Annotated in this window: 12 protein-coding genes; 4 read left to right on the forward strand and 8 right to left on the reverse strand. The window is 63.7% G+C overall.

Annotation, left to right across the window (positions count from 1 at the left end; genetic code table 11):
* Positions 1–489: 489 nt before the first annotated feature.
* From ABZ803_RS26480 to ABZ803_RS26490, 3 genes are read left to right on the forward strand one after another with little or no spacing between them, the layout of a single operon-like run.
* Entirely contained in the window at positions 490–1,707 is a 1,218-nt protein-coding gene (locus ABZ803_RS26480) for a hypothetical protein (RefSeq protein ID WP_357043262.1), read from the forward strand.
* Complete coding sequence (locus tag ABZ803_RS26485; RefSeq protein WP_357043264.1) at positions 1,704–3,995, forward strand: peptidase domain-containing ABC transporter; 2,292 nt, start codon at positions 1,704–1,706, stop codon at positions 3,993–3,995. The genes ABZ803_RS26480 and ABZ803_RS26485 overlap by 4 nt, the downstream gene beginning before the upstream one ends.
* 43 nt (positions 3,996–4,038) lie before the next feature.
* Positions 4,039–5,211 carry a nucleotidyltransferase family protein gene (locus tag ABZ803_RS26490; RefSeq protein ID WP_357043266.1) on the forward strand — a complete coding sequence of 391 codons (1,173 nt, stop codon included), beginning with the start codon at positions 4,039–4,041 and terminating at the stop codon, positions 5,209–5,211.
* A 657-nt stretch (positions 5,212–5,868) separates the two neighbouring features.
* Here the strand turns inward: ABZ803_RS26490 and ABZ803_RS26495 are convergent.
* The 8 genes from ABZ803_RS26495 to ABZ803_RS26530 form a co-directional block, all read right to left on the reverse strand.
* On the reverse strand, positions 5,869–7,584 hold the full coding sequence (locus tag ABZ803_RS26495; protein ID WP_357043268.1) for a hypothetical protein: 1,716 nt from the start codon (positions 7,582–7,584) through the stop codon (positions 5,869–5,871).
* 504 nt (positions 7,585–8,088) lie between these two features.
* Positions 8,089–8,751 (reverse strand): hypothetical protein, encoded by a 663-nt coding sequence (locus tag ABZ803_RS26500; protein WP_357043270.1) that lies wholly within the window; start codon positions 8,749–8,751, stop codon positions 8,089–8,091.
* Positions 8,748–10,418 (reverse strand): ABC transporter family substrate-binding protein, encoded by a 1,671-nt coding sequence (locus ABZ803_RS26505; protein ID WP_357043272.1) that lies wholly within the window; start codon positions 10,416–10,418, stop codon positions 8,748–8,750. Before ABZ803_RS26505 ends, ABZ803_RS26500 begins: the two co-directional genes overlap by 4 nt.
* 39 nt (positions 10,419–10,457) lie before the next feature.
* Complete coding sequence (locus ABZ803_RS26510; RefSeq protein WP_357043274.1) at positions 10,458–12,158, reverse strand: ABC transporter family substrate-binding protein; 1,701 nt, start codon at positions 12,156–12,158, stop codon at positions 10,458–10,460.
* Complete coding sequence (locus tag ABZ803_RS26515; RefSeq protein ID WP_357043276.1) at positions 12,155–13,840, reverse strand: ABC transporter family substrate-binding protein; 1,686 nt, start codon at positions 13,838–13,840, stop codon at positions 12,155–12,157. Before ABZ803_RS26515 ends, ABZ803_RS26510 begins: the two co-directional genes overlap by 4 nt.
* A 13-nt stretch (positions 13,841–13,853) precedes the next feature.
* Entirely contained in the window at positions 13,854–15,722 is a 1,869-nt protein-coding gene (locus ABZ803_RS26520; protein WP_357043278.1) for an ABC transporter ATP-binding protein, read from the reverse strand.
* Complete coding sequence (locus ABZ803_RS26525) at positions 15,719–16,639, reverse strand: ABC transporter permease (RefSeq protein ID WP_357043280.1); 921 nt, start codon at positions 16,637–16,639, stop codon at positions 15,719–15,721. Before ABZ803_RS26525 ends, ABZ803_RS26520 begins: the two co-directional genes overlap by 4 nt.
* Positions 16,636–17,613 carry an ABC transporter permease gene (locus ABZ803_RS26530; protein WP_040864240.1) on the reverse strand — a complete coding sequence of 326 codons (978 nt, stop codon included), beginning with the start codon at positions 17,611–17,613 and terminating at the stop codon, positions 16,636–16,638. The genes ABZ803_RS26525 and ABZ803_RS26530 overlap by 4 nt, the downstream gene beginning before the upstream one ends.
* Positions 17,614–17,780: 167 nt before the next feature.
* Between ABZ803_RS26530 and ABZ803_RS26535 the strand changes: the two genes are divergently transcribed.
* Positions 17,781–18,608, forward strand: coding sequence for a Cof-type HAD-IIB family hydrolase (locus ABZ803_RS26535; protein WP_040864323.1), 828 nt, complete (start codon positions 17,781–17,783; stop codon positions 18,606–18,608).
* The last annotated feature ends 94 nt before the right edge of the window (positions 18,609–18,702 follow it).

The following is an 18,702-nucleotide window of genomic DNA, read 5'->3' on the forward strand; positions in this document are numbered from 1 at the left end:
GGTTGTTCGCGAGAATTCCTTTCCGCTCAGTAGTCGATGGGAGGTTGGCTATCGGTGTGGATCGTGCTGCCGGCCCGCCTGATTCACTTTATGGCGGCTCCGCGGGAGATGCCGTCGATATCGGGTCGATGAGTTGAAACGAGTGCGTGCTCACGATCCGACAAGCGCGTGGGCACTGGGGGGAATTCCGAAGTGTCGCCATGTTCTCAGGTGAGTTTTCGGATCGCCCGCCGGGGCGTGAAGAAAAGATCCCTTTCCACGACAGCTTCGGAAGGAGGTGAAATCTAATGCAGATCGACTTCGAGAAAGTGAACATCGAGTTCATCGATGATCTCGACCTTGACGACATCGTCGGAGGCCGGGCAGTGCCTTGCGCTGGTTTCTAGTGACGTCCATGTGTTCGTTACGTGCGGCCAGGGGCCCCAGACATGTCTGGGGCCCCTGGTGGTCCCGTTCGGTCGCCGAAGATTCGTTGACTCGAGGTCGTGTATGAAGTTTCCCGTTCTCGCCGGTCAGGCGGACTTGCTAATGTGGCAGGAGAAGGCGGAGCATTCCAGCAGCCCTTTCGGATTCGCGATGAAGTTCCCGCCTCACGTACGACCGGAGCATATCGTCTCGGGAATACAAGCGATTGTACGTGGATTCGCGGCATTGCGGCTACGATTCTCTGGGTCGGCGTCACAGGGGTATCTCCAAGAGATTGATCCGTACGACCGGCATCAGCTGTCCGTCGAATTCCACGATGTGTCGGACGCTACGGCCGATAGGCAAGCGCGCTACGCAAGAAGCATTCTCTACAAAGATACCGTCGAGTGGGATTGGGACCGTCGCGGGGTCTATAATTTCGTAGTCGTCAAAGGTTCGGTCTCCAAATATCAGCTCGTGTTCTCGTTGCAGCATGTCGCAATCGACCGGCTTTCGATCGTGCTGGTGTTGAACGCCCTCCGATCGTCCGTGCTCACCGCCGCGCAAGGCGAAGACCCGGTGATGCCTCCCGACAGGTACGAAGCCGCAGTCGGCGGGGTGCTCTTGACACCTGCGGCCGAAACGGCGGCAAGACGTCACTGGGAACGTGAATTCGATTTACCCGGCGACGCATTCGGCGGGCACCTGGCCGTTCCTCCTGCGCGCCCGCGAACGCACAAGGCGATCCTCGCCGGTGAACCATATGTCGAGCTCAAGCGGACCGCCGCGTCCGGGGCATGGGGCCCCTCCGCGATGTTTCTCGATCGTCTGGTTTCCGCCTGGCGGGGGCACCAGCCGCGGACAACTCTGATCGATGTCGTCTACACGATCCGTTCGGAAGGACTGGCGAACCAAGTCGGCATGTTTTCGACAATTCGTCCAATTATCATCGACTTCGGTGTACGGACTTGGCGAGACAGGATAGCCGGTCAGCTGATTCGTACGGCCGCGCACCAGCAGATCGACAGCCGGGAGCTGCGCAACCTCGAGCTACGACAAGGCATACCGAAGCGCCCCTTTCCGGTGTTCAACTACATCGATGCCTCCAGGCCCAGCAGCCGGAGCAGGCAAGCCGATGTCGTACCCACGGAGAGATTCAATGCGCCGTATGCCCTGGCAAGGCCGATATCTCTGCAGATCAGCGACACCGGGGAGGCTTTCAACATCACTTTGGAGACGAACTCCGCTGCATTCTCCGTCGAAGAGTCGGCGCACCTCTTCAGTCAATTGGCGGGGCAATGACACAGGACATAGCTTCGGAGAAGGATGAAGAAAGCCCGGGTAGACCCCGGTTCCGCAAGCCTTCCCTCGACCGGTACGGCCGCTCCAGCACTTTCGGAGCGGTAGCGTTCCGAGCCGGGCGTGATCCGAACAGGCTAGGTTTCGCCCTCCGGGCCGTCGAGTCCTGCGATGTGCCCTTCTATCCCCAGATGACGGCAGCGGACTGCGGTCCCGCGTGTCTGCGCATGGTCCTTGCCAGCCGTGGCGTTCACATACCCGCTCAGCAACTTCGAGAAGAAGCGGGCAGCGGTCGAAACGGGGTGTCCGCATCGAGGTTGCTGGAGCTCGGCCGGCGACACGGCCTGGACGGCCGCGGAGTGCGCACCAACCTGTCCGGGCTCGCGCATCTGGCGTCCGGTTCTATCCTGTTCTGGCGATTCAACCATTTTGTCGTGCTGGTAAAGGCCACCCGGGCGCACGTTGTGATCATCGACCCGGCGGTCGGACGTCGAGTTATCAGCTGGAGCGAGGCGGATGTCGACTTCACCGGCTTGGCTTTGGAGTTCACAGGCCATACAACAACCGACCGACCTGAAACTGAACCCGCGGGTAAGAGCAGTAGCAGAGCCCTGGCGAAAGCATTTCTTCCTCGAACTCCCAAGTGGCTGGGAGCCCTGGCCGCCTCCGCTTTGCTCCTTGCCTATGCTTTGACCTTTCCTTTTGTTCTGGCACGCATCGTCACGGCTGGTGCCGATACAGCGCAGGGCGGCATTTCAGGCCAGCTGCGATGGGCTGCCATGCTGACTTGCGCGGCTGCTTCTTTCGGAATACTGCACTTCACGCGCTCGCGGTTGATCGTCTCGATACAGAGCCTTCTCGAAGAACGTGCGGCACATCAACTGATGGGACGGCTCAGCCGACTGCCGCTGGAATTCTTTCACGCCCGGCACCCGGGTGATCTGGCGCAGCGGGTCCGGTCCACTGCGCGGCTCAGGCAGATCGTCTCGGTTACCACGGTCGGCGCCGTATTCGACGCCCTGCTGGTCATCGGATACGTGCTGGTCATCGGCTACCGAGAATTCTGGCTATCGCTCGCGATAGTCATCGGCATCGTTTGCTTCGCACTCGTGACGACACTGTCGTGGCAGCGACACCGGCAGCTGGCCTCGGACGTGCTCGAAGCTCGCACCAAGTCGTCCAACGACCTTCACGAGATCCTCACCAATATGACGACCGTGAAGTCGTTGGGTGCCGAAACCATCGCGCATGCCCGATGGCTGAATTCGTTCGCGAACGAACTCACTCACGGGACGAGGCAGCGGCGGCATGCGGGTATGGTCTCGTCGTTCACGGCGACCATACAGTTTGCTGCACCATTGTTGGTCCTGCTCATAGGGGTTTCCGTTGCCGTGCGCAGCGATGCGGGTTTGTCCGCTGCGGTCTCGTTGGGGGCCTTGAGTTCAGGGTTGTTCGCCTCGCTGTCGAACCTGTCGCTGGCATCGGCTGCACTCGTGGAGCTGCTGCCCGACCTGTCTCGGATCGATGACGTGCTGACCAGCCCTGTCGAGCGGGGCGGGCTGCGAGGCATGGCGCAAGAAGATCGGCCACCATGCGTCCGGCTGGAAGGCGTCTCGTACACCTATGCCGGTGCGACCGCGGCATCGGTCCAGGAGGCGACGGCAGAGATTTCCTCCGGTCGGCTGCTGCCGATCATCGGATCATCCGGATCCGGGAAGTCTACGTTGGGAATGCTGATCGGCGGTCTGCTGAGTCCGACAGCGGGGCGGATATTGATCGATGGGATCGATCTGGCCGAAATCGACCCGATCGCGTACCGCAGCCACATCGGCTATGTCGACCAGAACAGTACCTTGATGTCAGGGAGCATTCTGGACAATATCAGATTCAGCTGCCCGGACGCTTCGCTCGACGAGGTGAGGTCTGCCGCACGTATAGCTGAGATCGATGATTTCATTTGCACCCTGCCGATGAAATACGAGACTCTGCTAGGTGCCGGTGGCGCCGGTATTTCCGGCGGGCAGCGGCAGCGGATAGCTCTGGCGAGAGCGCTGGTAAAAAAGCCTTCCCTACTGATTCTGGACGAGTCCACCAGTGCCGTCGACCCCGACACCGAAAGCGCGATCCTCCGCAATATTCAGGATCTCGGAATCACGACGATACTTCTCGGTCACCGGGCGGCGCTGACGGTCGGCGCCTCGAGAATCCTGAGGATGACGGACGGCGTCGGCGAATTGATGGATCTTCCCGGAAATTCTTCGCCCCAGCAAAATATGCCGAATCGGCCGTAACGGAGTCGGCGGCGCGATGCGGAATTCTGAAAGGTTGTGTCCTATGAGTGTGCTCTCGGGCGATCTGGCCGTTGAACTCGAATGGTGCATGTTGAAGCGGCTGTGTGCCACGCCTATCTCTGATGCCACGGAAGGGTGGATAGAAGATTGGCTCTCCCCGCTTATCTCGGGACGAGCCGACAGCATGACCCTTGTAAATATGGCGATCAGGCAGAAGATGGCCGGAGCGCTTGCCACACTGATTGAACTAACCGATAAAAAAGACTTGTTCTATCCGCAAGTCAGGGAATTTCTCAGAACCAACTTGAACGCCAATCGCGTCCGGAATCGCGTGTTGACCTCGAAGGCAATGGAGGTCGCCGGAAAATTGCAGGAGGGAGGCCTTCCGGCGTTGGCGACCAAAGGTGTTGTGCTGCAGTATCTGGTCTACAACGGCGACGGTTCGCGACGGTTGTCGGATATCGACTTCATGATTCATCCACAAAACAAGCATGCCGCCACGTCGGCATTGCTGGATCTAGGATTCGAATTCGGAACCTATGACCGCTACAATCATCGAATCAACCCGCTCAGCAGGGAAAACGAGCTGATCTATCGGATGTACCCCGATCATTTGCCTCATGCGGTAAAGATGCGAGATGACGCTTTGGTGCCATTTGTCATGATTGATGTCGCATTTAGTCTCACCTGGTTCCAGTCGCCCTGGCAGGTTGATATGGGCCGTGCGCTGGCTGATCCGATGACGGTACTTCCTGAAGAGAATTTTGCCTGCGCTCAAGGCTTTCAGGGAACGATCAGTTCACTCTCCAGCCCCTTTCTTTGGCTATTTACCGTTCTTCACCTCTTCCGGGAGACATGGATTGCGCGGGACGCCCTTCAGGGTGGGTCTACACTGGCGCAGTATCGAGATGTCATCCAGCTGTGGAAAATTATGACACCCGAGTCGAAGTCCGAAGCTCGCCGTATCATGAAGGACAGTCGAACAGTGTTTCCTGTCCAGTGGATTTATGAGCACACTGATAAAATGTTCGGGACCACGATATGCGATGAGCTGGACATCGGTGATCCGCTCCCCCAACATCTTCTTGATACCGGCCTCGGCCCGAGCGATACGGTCCTGACCTGGTGTGACACTCTGGAGCACCGGCTATTTTCTGGCCGGGCAGCAGAGTTTGTTCCCAGTGGAACAATTCGGCTCGAAGATCTCGCGTGGTGATCCCGTCGGCGACCTGCCTGCGTGTGGTGCTGCGCGGCCACGGGGATGCGAGGTGGGCAGCGTGAGGTCAAGGATTGGCGTATTCGAAAGAGAATAGCGGCGAATCGCGCCGCTATCGCAAATCCGGCGGCGAGGTATGGCATGTGCTGGGCGTCGGAGGTGTCCCGGTCGGGCTATTACGCCCGGTTCGGGCGTGGTCTCAGCGACCGCGACACCACCGACTCCAGCCTCTATCCAGCTTGTTCAGGCGTCAACCGTATGAGCACCCTGACCACCGGTGCTCTATCCATCATCCAGGCACCGTCACCCGCCGACCGGAGCGGCAATGTCATTGCCCGGTGGCCACGAAAACACGGAGGCTTCGGTATGGTCACACGCACCTCGGTGGCCACGGAGGATCGAGCTTCTCGCAGGGGGGTGGGGATCCCTCGGCAATGTAACTTGCCGTCGGGGTTTGTACTTCTGGTTGTAGTGCGGGGAAATTCAGGAGAGCGATCGGGCCGGTAAGGGTCATTGCTATCAACATGATGATCCCAAAGGGGCGTCCAATATTCCTTCTCATGTACAACTCCTGTCACTCGATTTATCTTCTACTCGTGCGAGTAATGTTGAAACGGCCTCATCATGGGGCTGTGGGTTGGGTTCGGATGGCTGCGCTCACGGCTGAGTCTTTGCCGGATATTCGGGTTCGCGGAGAAGCTGAGCTGGTCGCGCCTCTAGTTCTGCTCTGGCAGATGCGCGGAGGAATGCGGTGGCGATGGTGCTCACTGCGGAGTCGGCATGATGGATTGCGGTGGTCAGCCGGGTGCTTCGATAGAGTAGGCCAGGGTCTCGGCGGGCGGCCGCCCATTCCGCGGCGTCGTCTTCGATGCGCTGTCGCCAGATGAGTTGTGACCGATTCTCGGTGATCCAGCCGCGCAGCCGATCCCACTCCAGCAGTGCGTCGTGCACGAGGTAGGCATGCTGGGACTCCAAGGTGATCAGCCGCGCATCCACCAAGCGGTGAACAAGCTCGGGACCGGTGCTGGTGCGAGCGGCGATGCGGGCGAGTTCCTTGGTCGGTGTCCGGCAGCGGGTGACGGTGCTGTCGCGATGGACGGTCACCAATGCGAGCAGAATGTGGCGCGTATCGCGCTGTTCTGCCGGCGTCGCCGCCTCCCAGATCTGTTCGGCTATTCGACCAACCACTCCGGCCACGCCTCCGACGCGATGATAGGCCGCGAGTTCCAGTCGACTTCCGTACTGACAGGCCCACATCGATCGCATGGTCGCCGACAGCACAGGTAGGACGCCGGCGTTGATGGTAGGCCGGTCGCTGCCCGGTCGGCCTCCTTCGAGTTCGGTGACAAGTAGTTCCGCCACAGCGGGATCGACTGCGATTCCGCGTGTGCGTGGTGGCCCGACGATGGCCGACATCAGCTCCTGACGACGTGGGTGGTTCAGTGTGAAGCTGTTGTGCTGTACGGCATGCGCAAGCCACGGACATTGCAAACAGTTGACGAGCTGGTCGGAACGCACCGCAACGAGGACCGACGCGAATGTCGACACCTGCTTCAACCAGATCAGGAACGCCTCGCGGTCCGTGGCATCGACCTCGGGCTGGTACAAATGTTCGAATTGGTCGACGATCAGCAGCAGCCGACGGTCACCGGCCCAACGCCGCACGGCATCGAGATCAGCACCCGATCCGCCGAAACTATCCGTGGCACGGAATATGCGCTTCAGTGAACCGAGAGGATTGTGATCGGCCGCAGTGACCGCGACCGCCCACTGCGTCGATTCCGCGCTCAGAGCGGGAATCACACCCCCACGTAGCAGCGCGGTCTTGCCGATACCAGAAGCGCCGGTCAGCACGATGAGATCGGCGTCGCGTTGCGAACATGCCGATGTTCGGATCATTTTCAGGATGGACGCAATGGCGCGCTGTCGCCCGAAGAAGGCGGGATCGTGCCGTTCGAAGAACCCATCGGCATCCGGATACGGCGGCTCGGTCGCCGTACCGGATGCGGTGACCGGAGCAGTGCGCGCCGCTGCCCACAACGACCTCCAGGCGCGTAGATGCACTGTCTCGGTCGTTGTTCCGGCGCGGCGGCGTGCCCGCGCGCCCAAGACGTTCAGCACCGGAACCAGTGATTCGAACCGCGCCGGTACGTTGCGTCCGTTCATCCAGTCGCTGATCCTCTGGGCTGTTGCGTGTGCTGAACGGGTCTCGCCGTCGGCATCGCGCACCTGCTGCTGGGCGAGTGTGGCGACATGCCGCAACGAGGGAGCGCCCGCGTCGCGATGCAAGGCGGATAGTCGTCGTGCGAATTCCTCGCGCGCGGACGTGCCATGGGTGGCGTACTTGGCTATGGCGGATGATGCCGGCTTCATGTGTTCCCCCGAAGAGTGTGACGACCGCGTCGTCGTTGACGACTGGATCGGTTGTGTCTCTACAACAGGCTTAGACGACGGCGGGGTTGATTCAGTTCCACCGAAGGGCGGATGTTTTCGCTCCCGCCAGCACTGCGCCCCGAGGGTGCGGAGCTGCGACCAGCCGGTCGCCATCGCGGTGCGCCGCTACGAACCTGCACCGTTCTCTGTCCGGTCCGGACGGCATTTGCCTCCGTATGACCTGCGCGGTCGTTGTCTGCGACACGATCCCGCAGTTGCGGTGGCCGTCGGCTGTGCCCTAGCGTTCCGGGCGCAATATCGAGTGGGTCGGCTATCGAACGGACGCGCAACGTCGTTGCATTCGATCACCGCGGCCCTCGACATCGAAGTAGACGGCCGTACCGCAGCACCCGTCCACCAGACGCGACCGACCTCCCCGCACCGGTCAGTTGATTGTGGATAAGCCCACCACATCGCGAACCGAATCCGTATGGAGGTGGGACATCAGGTCGGGTCGGATCCCTGGATGGCGGAGAGCCAGATCGTCGTGGTGGCGGCGACGGTAGCGGCGGCGACGAAAGCGGGCAGGCCGCCGTCGTCGATATAGACCCATAAGAGAGCGGCGATGGGCGCGGCGACGGTGGATTGGGCATCGAGCAGGAGGCGGCGGCGCAGGCGCATGGCCATCGCGGTGTGGGCGACAGCATCTCGGTCGGGGCGGCTGGGGTTGTCGATCAGGCGGCCGGGAGGTTCGGCGTTGCGGATCCGGCCGGAGGGGTAGAGGCGCTGCTCGCCGAGATGAATCGTGCGGCCGGTGAGCTTCGCCTCGGCTCCGGGGAGGGTGGCCAGCGTCGGGTCGAAATACACTGGAAGCCAGTACGGACGGTCGGTTCCTTCGATTTGTAACCACGACCGGTTGGTCAGGCGGTGCTGTTGCCGGATGCGTGTGACTCGTACGGTCTGCGCTGAGCCGGAACGCCGGAACGGCAGCAGGCCGAATGCCATGACGAGCCGGTATCCCGTGTACGAGATGATGCCGAGCATGACGGCCGCGATCCCCGCCACCTGATCCAACGTGCCGAACGGCGCCCAAGCGGCACAGACCGCGAGGGCGCCGAACGTCACCGTGACCGGATAGGCCAGCGGGTGGCCCGGTCCAGAACTCACTTCAGGAAGCCGACCTTGGTGTAGTCGCGCGAGGCGAGGCCGAACGCACCGTAGTTCGCCAGGTCGGTCCGGGCCGCGTAGGTGCCCGCCGCCTGGTGCAGCGGGATGGAGTAGCCCTCTTCGAAGATCATCCGATCGCATTCGTTGGCCAGCTGAATGGCCTTGTCCGGGTCGAGCTCGGAAAGTGTCCGGTCGATCAGCGCGTTGAGTTCGGGGGTACCGATCCGCGCCTTGTTGCCCTGGAGGTTGTTCGGATCGTAGTAGTAGATCTGCCGCAGTCCGCTCAGCGGGAGAACGCTGCCGTTCCAGCTGAATTGGGCCAGATCGAAGTTGCCGGGGTCGATGACATTGGTGAACAGACCGGTGCCCGGCACGGTCTGGATGCTCAGCTTCACTCCGACCCTCGCGAGGTTCTGCTGCACGATCTGCGCGGTCTGCACCCACTGATCCTGCTGATACATCACGTCGCGGAGTTCGAGCTTGCGACCGTCCTTCTCGCGGACATCGCCGTTGAGTTTCCACCCGAGGGCATCCAACATGCGGGCCGCCTCGTCCGGGTCGTAGGCGATGGGCGCCGCGTTGTCCTGGTAGCCCTTCTGCCCCGACACGAAGACGTGGTTGTTCAGCGGCTTGGGATCGTCGACGACGCCGTGCTGCGAGGCGGTGACCACGCCCTGCCGGTCGATCGCCTTGGAGATGGCGATTCGCAGCTGCGGATCGGCGAGCAGGGAACCGGGTGCCCCGTTGAACGTGATGTGCGACCAGGTCGGCTCGGGCGTGCGCCGGATGACCACGTTCGCGGCATTACGCGCCGCGCTGACGTTCTCGATGCCGGACATGTACGCGATATCGAGTTCGTTGTTCTGGATCGCGGGCAGCCAGGCCGAATGGTCGAGCACGCTGAAGGTGACGGAATCGAGCTTCGGCGTATCGCCCCACCACTTGGGATTGCGCCCGAGCACGATGCGATTCTGGCTGCGGTCGATGGAGGTGACCACGAAGGGGCCCGCGCTTTGCGGCAGCCCGTTCCTGGCCGCGTTGGTGAAGGCGTCGGGGGTCGCGGTGACCGACTTCGGGTACAGCGGGCTGAACAGCCCTTGCCATTCGCCATACGGTTGGTCGAAGGTCACCACGGCTTGCCGGTCATCGATGCCGCGCTCGACCTTGCCGACCCGTTCGAAACCACCGGTGGCCGAGACGAGGAACGCGTTGTCCTTACCGCTGAGCGCATTCGCCTGAGACCGGAGATCCTCCCAGGTGATCGGCGAGCCATCGGACCAGACGGCCTTCGGATTGATGGTGTACTCCACCTGCTGCGGGCTGTTGCCGGTCAGCTTGATATCGGTGAAGAAGTTGTGGTCGACGCTCAGCTGCCCCGCCGCGTCGCTGACGAAGGCGGCGGGCATCGTCGCCTCGGCTATGGAGAAGACAGTTTCCGTTCCGCCGTCTACGTGCAGATAGTTGAAAGTCTCCGGAAAATTGGAGAGTGCCAGCCGCAGGTTGCCCCCGTCGCGCAGTTCGCTCGGGTCCCTCGGGTTGATGTCGTTGGTGCTGCCGACCGTGCTGGAGCCCGGGGCCACTCCGTTGTCGTCGCCACAACCGGTGACTGCCAGCCCTACGACGGCCAGCGATAAGGCCAGCCGGGCACACGCAGAGGTAATCCGCATGGTGATCCTTCCTGCTCGTTGCGTCCTACGGAAACGACCTCACTTCTCGAAGCCCACCCGGAGGTAGTCCGTGGAAGCCAGCCCGAAGGCGCCGAAGTTGGCCAGGCCCGCACGGACCGCTACGTTGCCGGCCGATTGCGCGACGGGCACCGAATGACCCAGCTCGAAGATCATCCGGTCGGCCTTGTTCGCAAGCTCGATCGCCTTCTCGGGGTCGAGTTCGGAGATGGTCTGCTCGATCAGCGCGTTCAGTTCGGGTGACCCGATCCGTCCCTTGTTGCTGAGCGTATTCGCCGGGTCGTAGGCGTAGATCTGGGGCAGCGCGCCGAGCGGGAAAATGCTGCGTTGCCAGCTGAACTGAGCGATGTCGAAGTTGCCCGGGTCGATGACATCGGTGAACAGGCCGTTGCCCGGGAAGGTCTGGATTTCGAGTTTCACCCCGACCCGAGCCAGATTCTGCTGCATGATCTGCGCCATCTGCACCCAAGTGTCCTGCTGGAACATCACATCCCGGATCACCAGCTTCCGCCCGTCCTTCTCGCGGACGTCGCCGTTGAGCTTCCAACCGAGTTCGTCCAGCATGCGGGCCGCCTCGTCGGGGTTGTAGGCGATCACCGCGGAGTTGTCCTGGTAGCCCTTCTGCCCGTCGAGGTAGATGTGGTTGTTCAGCGGCTTGGGATTCTCCACGATCCCGTTCTGCAGCGCCGTGACGACGCCCTGCCGGTCGATCGCCTTCGCGATTGCGACGCGCAGGCGGGGATCCGCGAGAATCGACCCCTGCGCTCCGTTGAACGTGATGTGCGAATTGGACGGACGCGAAGCGCGACGCACGATGATGCCCGGTGAGTTGGTCGCGGACTTGACCTCCTCGATGCCCGAGATATCGATGGCGTCGAGTTCATTGTTCTGCAAGGCGTTGAGACGGGCCGAATAGTCCAGCACGCTGTAGGTGACGGTGTCGAGTTTCGGCGTCTCGCCCCACCATTTCGGGTTGCGACTGAGCACGATGCGTTGCTGCGCCCGGTCGACGGAGGTGATCACGAACGGTCCCGCCGACTTGACGAGCCCGTTGCGGTCACGCTCGTTGAACGCCTGCGGCGTCTCGGTCGATTCCTTCGGCATCAGCTGGCTGAACAGGCCCCGCCAATCCGCGTAGTGCTGTCCGAAGGTGGCGATCGCCTGTCGGTCGTCGACGCCGCGCTCGACGCCGGCCAGCCGGCTGTAGCCCTGGGTCGCGGAGACCCGGTATTCCGTGTTGCGGCCGCTCAGCGCCTCCGCTTGGGACCGCAGGTCCTCCCAGGTGATCGGGCTGCCGTCGGACCAGACCGCCTTGGGGTTGATGGTGTAGACAACTCGCTGCGGGTTGGTCTCGGTCAGCGTGATGTCGGTGAAGAAATTGTGGTCGACCGACAATTCGCCTGCGGCGTTGGAGGTGATCGGCCCCGGCAATGTCCAGTCGACCACTTCGGAGAGGTCGTAGTCGCTGTCGACGTGGTGCGAATTGAACGTGGCGGGGAAATTGGTGATGGCCAGACGCAGGTTGCCGCCGTCGCGCAGTGCGCTCGGCTCCTGGGGATTGATGTCGTTGGTCGAACCCAGCGCGTTGGAACCCGACTTCACCCCGCTGTCGCCCGAGCCGCAGCCGACCAGTAGCGCGAGCGCCGTGCCCACGGTGAGCGCCCGGACGATCACGGTCCGTGTCCGCCGCCGGCGGTTGCGGGTTGGCTGTACTGGTCTCATTTCACGAATCCGATCTCGGTGTAGTCGTAGGACGCCAGACCGGGGGAGCCGATATTGGCGAGGTCCGCGCGGGCGCCGAAACTGCCGTCGGACTGGGTCAGCGGCAGGGAATGTCCTTCTTCGAACACTTTCCGGTCGACCTCGTTGGCCAGTTCGATCGCCTTCTTCGGGTCGAGTTCGGTCAGCGTGCGCTCGATCAGGGTGTTGAGTTCGGGCGAACCGATGCGACCGTAGTTGCCCTGCAGATCGTTCGGGTCGTAGTAGTAGATCTGCCGGATGGAACTCATCGCGAAGGCGTCCCCGGAGAAGATGAACTGTGCGGCGTCGAAATCACCGGGAATGATGACGTCGGTGAAATAACCGGCACCGGGCTTGGTGTCGATGGTCAGCCGCACGCCGATGCGGGCCAGATTCTGCTGGATGATCTGCGCGATCTGGACCCAGAGCGGGTCGTTGTACATCACGTCGCGAATTTCCAGTTTGCGGCCGTCCTTCTCACGGACGTCGCCGTTGAGCTTCCAGCCGAGCGCGTCGAGTTCCTGTGCCGCTTGGTCCGGGTCGTACGCCACCGGCACCGAATTGTCCTGATACCCGTCTTGTCCCTGGAGGAAGATGTGGTTGTTCAACGGCTTCGGATTCTCGACCAGACCGTTCTGGGTCGCGGTCGCGATGCCCTGCCGGTCGATGGCCTTCGCGATCGCCACGCGCAGGCGCGCGTCGGCGAGAATGGAGCCGGGCGCGCCGTTGAAGGTGATGTGGCGCCAGCGGTTACCCGGGGCGCGGCGAATGACCAGCCCGCTGGTGTTGCGGACCGTCTTGACCTCATCGATCGAGGCGAGCCGGACGAGGTCGAGTTCGTTGTTCTGCAGGGCGCTCGCCCAAGCCGCGTGATCCAGCACGCTGTAGGTGATGGTGTCCAGTTTCGGCGTCGCACCCCACCACTTGGGATTACGGCCGAGCACGATCCGGCCCTGGACGCGGTCGGTGGATCGGACGACGAACGGGCCCGCGCTGGAGCCGAGACTGTCCACGAGTCCCTTGTTGAACGATTCCGGGTCCGCCGTAACGGATTTCGGGAAAAGCGAGGCGTTGCCCGCGAGCTGTCCGCGCCATTCGCCATAGGGATGGTTGAAGGTGAGGACCGCCTGCCGGTCGTCCACACCGCGCTCGACCTTGTCGACGAACTCGAAGCCGTTGGTGATCGCGATCAAGAAGCGCTTGTCCCGCCCGCTGAGCGCGTGTGCTTGCGCGGCGATGTCCTCCCAGGTGATCGGCGTTCCGTCGGACCAGACCGCCGCGGGGTTGATGGTGTAGGTGACCTGTTGCGGATCGGTGCCGGTCAGCGCGACATCGGTGAAGTAGTTCCTGTTCACGGTGAGGTTGCCCGCCGCGTCGACGTCGAACGCGCGCGGCATGAGCGGGCGCTCGATGTCGGCGATCTCGCCGTCGTTCCCGTCATTGGACAGGGTGTTCCAGTTCGCCGGGAAGCTGGTCGTCGCCAGGCGCAGATTGCCGCCCTCGCGCACCTCGTCGCGGTTCTTGGGATTGATGTCGCTGGTGGTGCCGAGCGCGTCGGACAGTCCCGCGGCCGAATCGTCGGTGCCGGTCGCGCAGCCCGCGGCGATCAGCGCGAACGCCGCCAAGCCCGCGGTCCACCGCATTCGGTCGAAACGGATCCGCATCGCGCTCTCCTGACTATCGGCTGACTGCTGGAACCGGCACCGCGTCGATCAGCGCCCTGGTGTACTCGTGCCGAGGATCAGCGAATATCTGCTCCGCCGGGCCGTATTCCACGATCTTGCCGCGATACATGACGGCGACGTCGTGGGCCAGATTCCGCACCACCGACAGGTCGTGTGAGACGAACAGGTAGGACAGGCCGCGCTCGGTCTGCAGATCGCGCAACAGGTTGAGCACGCCCGCCTGGATCGAGACGTCCAGCGAGGAGACCGGCTCGTCCAACACCAGCAGCTCCGGGTCCAGCGCGAGTGCGCGGGCGATGCTGATGCGCTGTTTCTGGCCGCCGGAGAAGTCCGCGGGATAGCGGTCGGCATGGTCCGGGCGCAGCCCGACCTGCTCGAGCAGTTGCGGGACCCGGCGGACGATTTCGGCCCGCGGTCGCCCGTCGATGCGCAACGGCTCGGCGATCGCGTCGAAGATCGGCAGGCGCGGGTCCAGCGAGGCGGTGGGGTCCTGGAAGACGATCTGCATCTTCCGGCGGATCTCCCGCTTGCGGGCCTTGCTCAGCGACGCGACATCGTTGCCCATGATCTCGATGGCGCCCGACTGCGGCGGTATCAGATCGAGAATCTGCGTGAGCGTAGTGGATTTGCCGGAGCCGGACTCCCCGACCAGCGCCAAGGTGCGTCCGCCGCGGACCTCGAAGCTGATGCCGTCGACTGCCCTGACCTCCCCGGTGCGGCGGCGCAGTACCACACCCGAGGTGATCGGGAAGATTTTCACCAGATCCTTGACGCGCAAGACCACATCGGATTCCACCTCCGCCACGGCGTCCGGCTCGGCGATCTCGCGGCGGTAGGCCTCGAACAAGTCGTCGGCGCCGACCTCCGCGGTGCGGATGCAGGCGGCGGTATGCCCGGGTTCGACGGCCTCCAGCGGGGGTTCCGCGGCTCTGCATTCGTCGATCGCCACCGGGCAGCGCGGTGCGAACGAGCAGCCGGGCGGCAGGGCGTGCATAGCGGGCGGCGCGCCGACGATCGGGATCAGCGGCTGCCTCGGCGGACCGTCCATGCGCGGAATCGAACCGAGCAGGCCGACGGTGTACGGCATTCGCGGCGCGCTGAACAGGTCCGCCGCGGTGGCGGTCTCGACGATCCTGCCCGCGTACATGACGGCGACGCGGTCGGCCAGGGTCGCGGCGATGCCCATGTCGTGGGTGATCATGATGACGCCCGCGCCGGTGATGTCGCGCGCCTTGCGCAGCAGATTCAAGATCTGCTTCTGCACCGTCACGTCCAGCGCGGTGGTCGGCTCGTCGCAGATGATCAGCGCCGGATCGTTCGCGATCGCCATCGCGATGACCACGCGCTGGCGCTGGCCACCGGAGAACTCGTGCGGAAACGCCCTGGCCCGCACCTCCGGATCCGGGATGCCGACCAGGTCGAGCAACTCCACCGCCCGCTTCGCGGCTTCGCGCCTGCCCATCTTGCCGTGCGCCAAGAGGGCTTCGGCGATCTGATCGCCCACCCGGTACACCGGCGTGAGCGCCGACAACGGGTCCTGGAACACCATGCTGATGGAACTGCCGCGCAGCCTGGACAATTCGCGATCACCGAGCCCGAGCAGTTCGCGTCCGCGGAACCGGATGGAACCGGTGATCCGCGCCTGCTCCGGCAGCAATCCCATCACCGCCAGCGAGGACACCGACTTCCCCGAGCCGGATTCACCGACGATGGCGAGCACCTCGCCGTCGGACACCGTGTAAGTGACGCCGCGGACCGCGTCGATCCGGCCCTCCTCGCTGGGGAAGGACACCCGCAGATCGGTGATCTCCAGCAGCGGCGCGGTCGAGGCCGCCTTCTCGATTTCTCCTGCGCTGGTCATGCTTTCGCCTTCTTCTTCGACCGAGCCCGCTTCGCGCCGGGATCGAACGCGTCGCGCAGTCCGTCACCGACGAGGTTGGCGCACAGCACGGTGATGATCAGCAGACCACCCGCGAACAGGAACAGCCAGGGATAGGTCAACGCTGATTTCGTGCCGGCGGCGATCAGCGAGCCGAGCGACACATCCGGCGGCTGCACGCCGAAACCGAGGAAGCTCAGCCCCGTTTCGGCCATGATCGCCGAGCCGACGGTGAGGGTGGTGTCGATGATCAGGATCGAGGCGATGTTCGGGATGACGTGACTGAGGATCACCGTGCGGGTGGGCGCCCCCATGTACCGAGCGGCCCGGACGAATTCGCGATCACGCAGGCTCAAGGTCAGGCCGCGCACGATCCTTGCCGAAATCATCCAGCCGAAGCAGGACAGCAGCACGATCAGCAGCAGGATGGAACCGCTGCCCTTGGTGCGCGGCGCGAACAGCGCGATGATGATGAAACTCGGGACCACCAGCAGCAGGTCGACCAGCCACATGATCGCGCGATCGGTCCAGCCGCCGAGTAATCCGGCCAGCGAACCGGCGGTGGCCGCGATCGTGGTGGACAACAGCGCGACGCACAGGCCGATGACCAGCGATTTCTGCAATCCACGCAGAGTCTGCGCGAGCACGTCCTGACCGATCTGGGTGGTGCCGAACGGATGTTTCGCGCTCGGTGGTTTCAGCAGGGCGGTGTAGTCCAGTTGCTGGTAGTCGTAGGCCAGCAAGGGCGGCAGCGCGAAACTCGCGACGAACAGCGCGATGAGGACCAAGCCACCCGCGACGGCGGGCTTGTTACGCAGGAAGCGCCGCAGGACCAGCCTGCGCCGTCCGGTCGCGGTGACCTCCGGTGCGCCCTGGACGATGATTTCGGCTTCGGTCATCCCACACGCACCCTGGGGTCGAGAATCGCGTACACGATGTCGGAGAGCAGACCCGACACCAGCACGACCAGGCCGGCGAACGCGGTCACCGTCACCACGACGTACAGATCCTGCGCGTTGATCGAGTCGACCAGCCACTCCCCGACACCGTGCCAGCCGAAGATCTTCTCGGTGAACGTCGCGCCGGTGATCAGGGCACCGAGACTGTAGGCGAACAGTGTGGCCATCGGGATCAGCGCCGTGCGCAGGCCGTGCTTGTACAGCGCCTTGCTTCGGGTGAGGCCCTTGGCGCGAGCGGTGCGGATGAAATCGCTCTGCAGCACGTCGAGCATGGCGTTGCGCTGATAGCGGCTGTAGCCCGCCATGGCGCCGAGGGCCAGCGCGGTGGTGGGCAGGATCAGGTGCTGGACGCGGTCGAGCAGTTGCGGCCCGAACCCTTCGATCTTGTTCGCCGACGTCTCGCCGGTATAGAGGAAGATCTGCGACCCGGTGAGCGAGTTGATCTCCAGCGCACCGTATTTCAGCAGCGTCGCGAGTAGGAACACCGGTGTGCTCAACACCAGCAGCGACACCACCGTGGTGAAGTAGTCGCTGAACTTGTACTGCCGGATCGCGCCCGCGGCGCCGATCAGTACGCCCAGCACCGTGCCGACCAGGGAGCCGACGATCAGCAGGCGCAGACTCACCGCGACCCGCCGCGGCAGTTCCCGGCTGACCGGCTGACCGGCCAGCGTGGTGCCGAAGTCGCCGTGCGGAATGCCCGCGAGCCAGGTGATATAGCGCTGCGGGATCGGGTCGTTGAGATGCAACTCCTCGGCCTTGGCGTCGATCACTGCCTGTGGCGGGCGCGGGTTGCGTTGTTCGAGACTGTCCAGCGGCCGGAACGTCAGTGACGCCAGGCTGAACGTCAGGAACGAAGCCAGCAGCAACAGCACGACATAGTTGAGCGCGCGTCGTAGCAGGAAGCCGGTCATCAGTCCTCTGGTCTTTCGGCTGGACGGGCCAGCGTCGGTATTAGTCCCCGATCATAAGGACGTGGTCGGCGGCGCGCGTGCCACCCGACATCCGGGCATGTCCGAGGCTCGGCCGGACACCGGCCCGCAGGACCGGGCGGGCGTCGTCCGGCAGGATGGAATGGGTGATGCCCCTGCACCTGCCCAAGCCGAAGATGGTCGCCACCGATGTGGACGGCACGCTCATCGATCACGACGAGCGGGTCACCGCGCGGACCAAGGCAGCGGTAGGCGCCCTGATCGCTGACGGTGTGCCGTTCGTCCTGGCCACGGGGCGTCCGCCACGCTGGATCGATCCCGTGGTGCAGGGCCTGGGTTACGCCCCGCTGTGCGTGTGCGGCAACGGTGCGGTGATCTACGACAGCGCCGCCGACCGGGTGCTGGCCAGCATGACATTGGACGTGCCGACGCTCGCCTGGCTCGCCGAGGTCGCCGAGCGGGCGCTGCCGGGCTGCGGTCTGGCGGCCGAGCGCGTCGGCGAGCGCGCGCACGACGCGGTGACGCCGCAATTCGTCAGCTCGCCGCAGTACGAGCACGCCTGGCTCAACCCGGACGACACCTCGGTCGCCCGGGAGGAGGTCATCGACGCGCCCGCCATCAAGATGCTGATCCGGCTACCCGGCGCGCGCAGCTCGGACATGCGCACCGTGCTCGCTCCGCTGATCGGTGAGCGAGCCGACATCACCTACTCGACCGAGCACGGGCTCATCGAACTGTCCGCGCCGGGCATCACCAAGGCCGCCGGGCTGGCGGTGGTCGCGCAGCGGCTCGGCGTGGACGAGTCCACCATCGTCGCGTTCGGCGACATGCCCAACGACGTCCCCATGCTCACCATGGCGGGCCACGGCGTCGCGATGCGCAACGCCCACCCCGAGGCCATCGCCGCCGCCGACGAGATCGCCGAATCGAACTCCGACGACGGAGTCGCGCGAATTCTCGAACGCTGGTGGATGTAGCGGTGGTACACAGCCGGAGCCCGCGCCGTGGCACGGGCTCCGAATCAGTGTGACCTGCTGAGTGGTTCGCGATCAGTCCTCGGGCGAGGGATAT

This window comes from Nocardia sp. NPDC047648, from assembly GCF_040642815.1.
In the GTDB taxonomy this organism is placed as follows: Bacteria; Actinomycetota; Actinomycetes; order Mycobacteriales; family Mycobacteriaceae; genus Nocardia; species Nocardia gamkensis.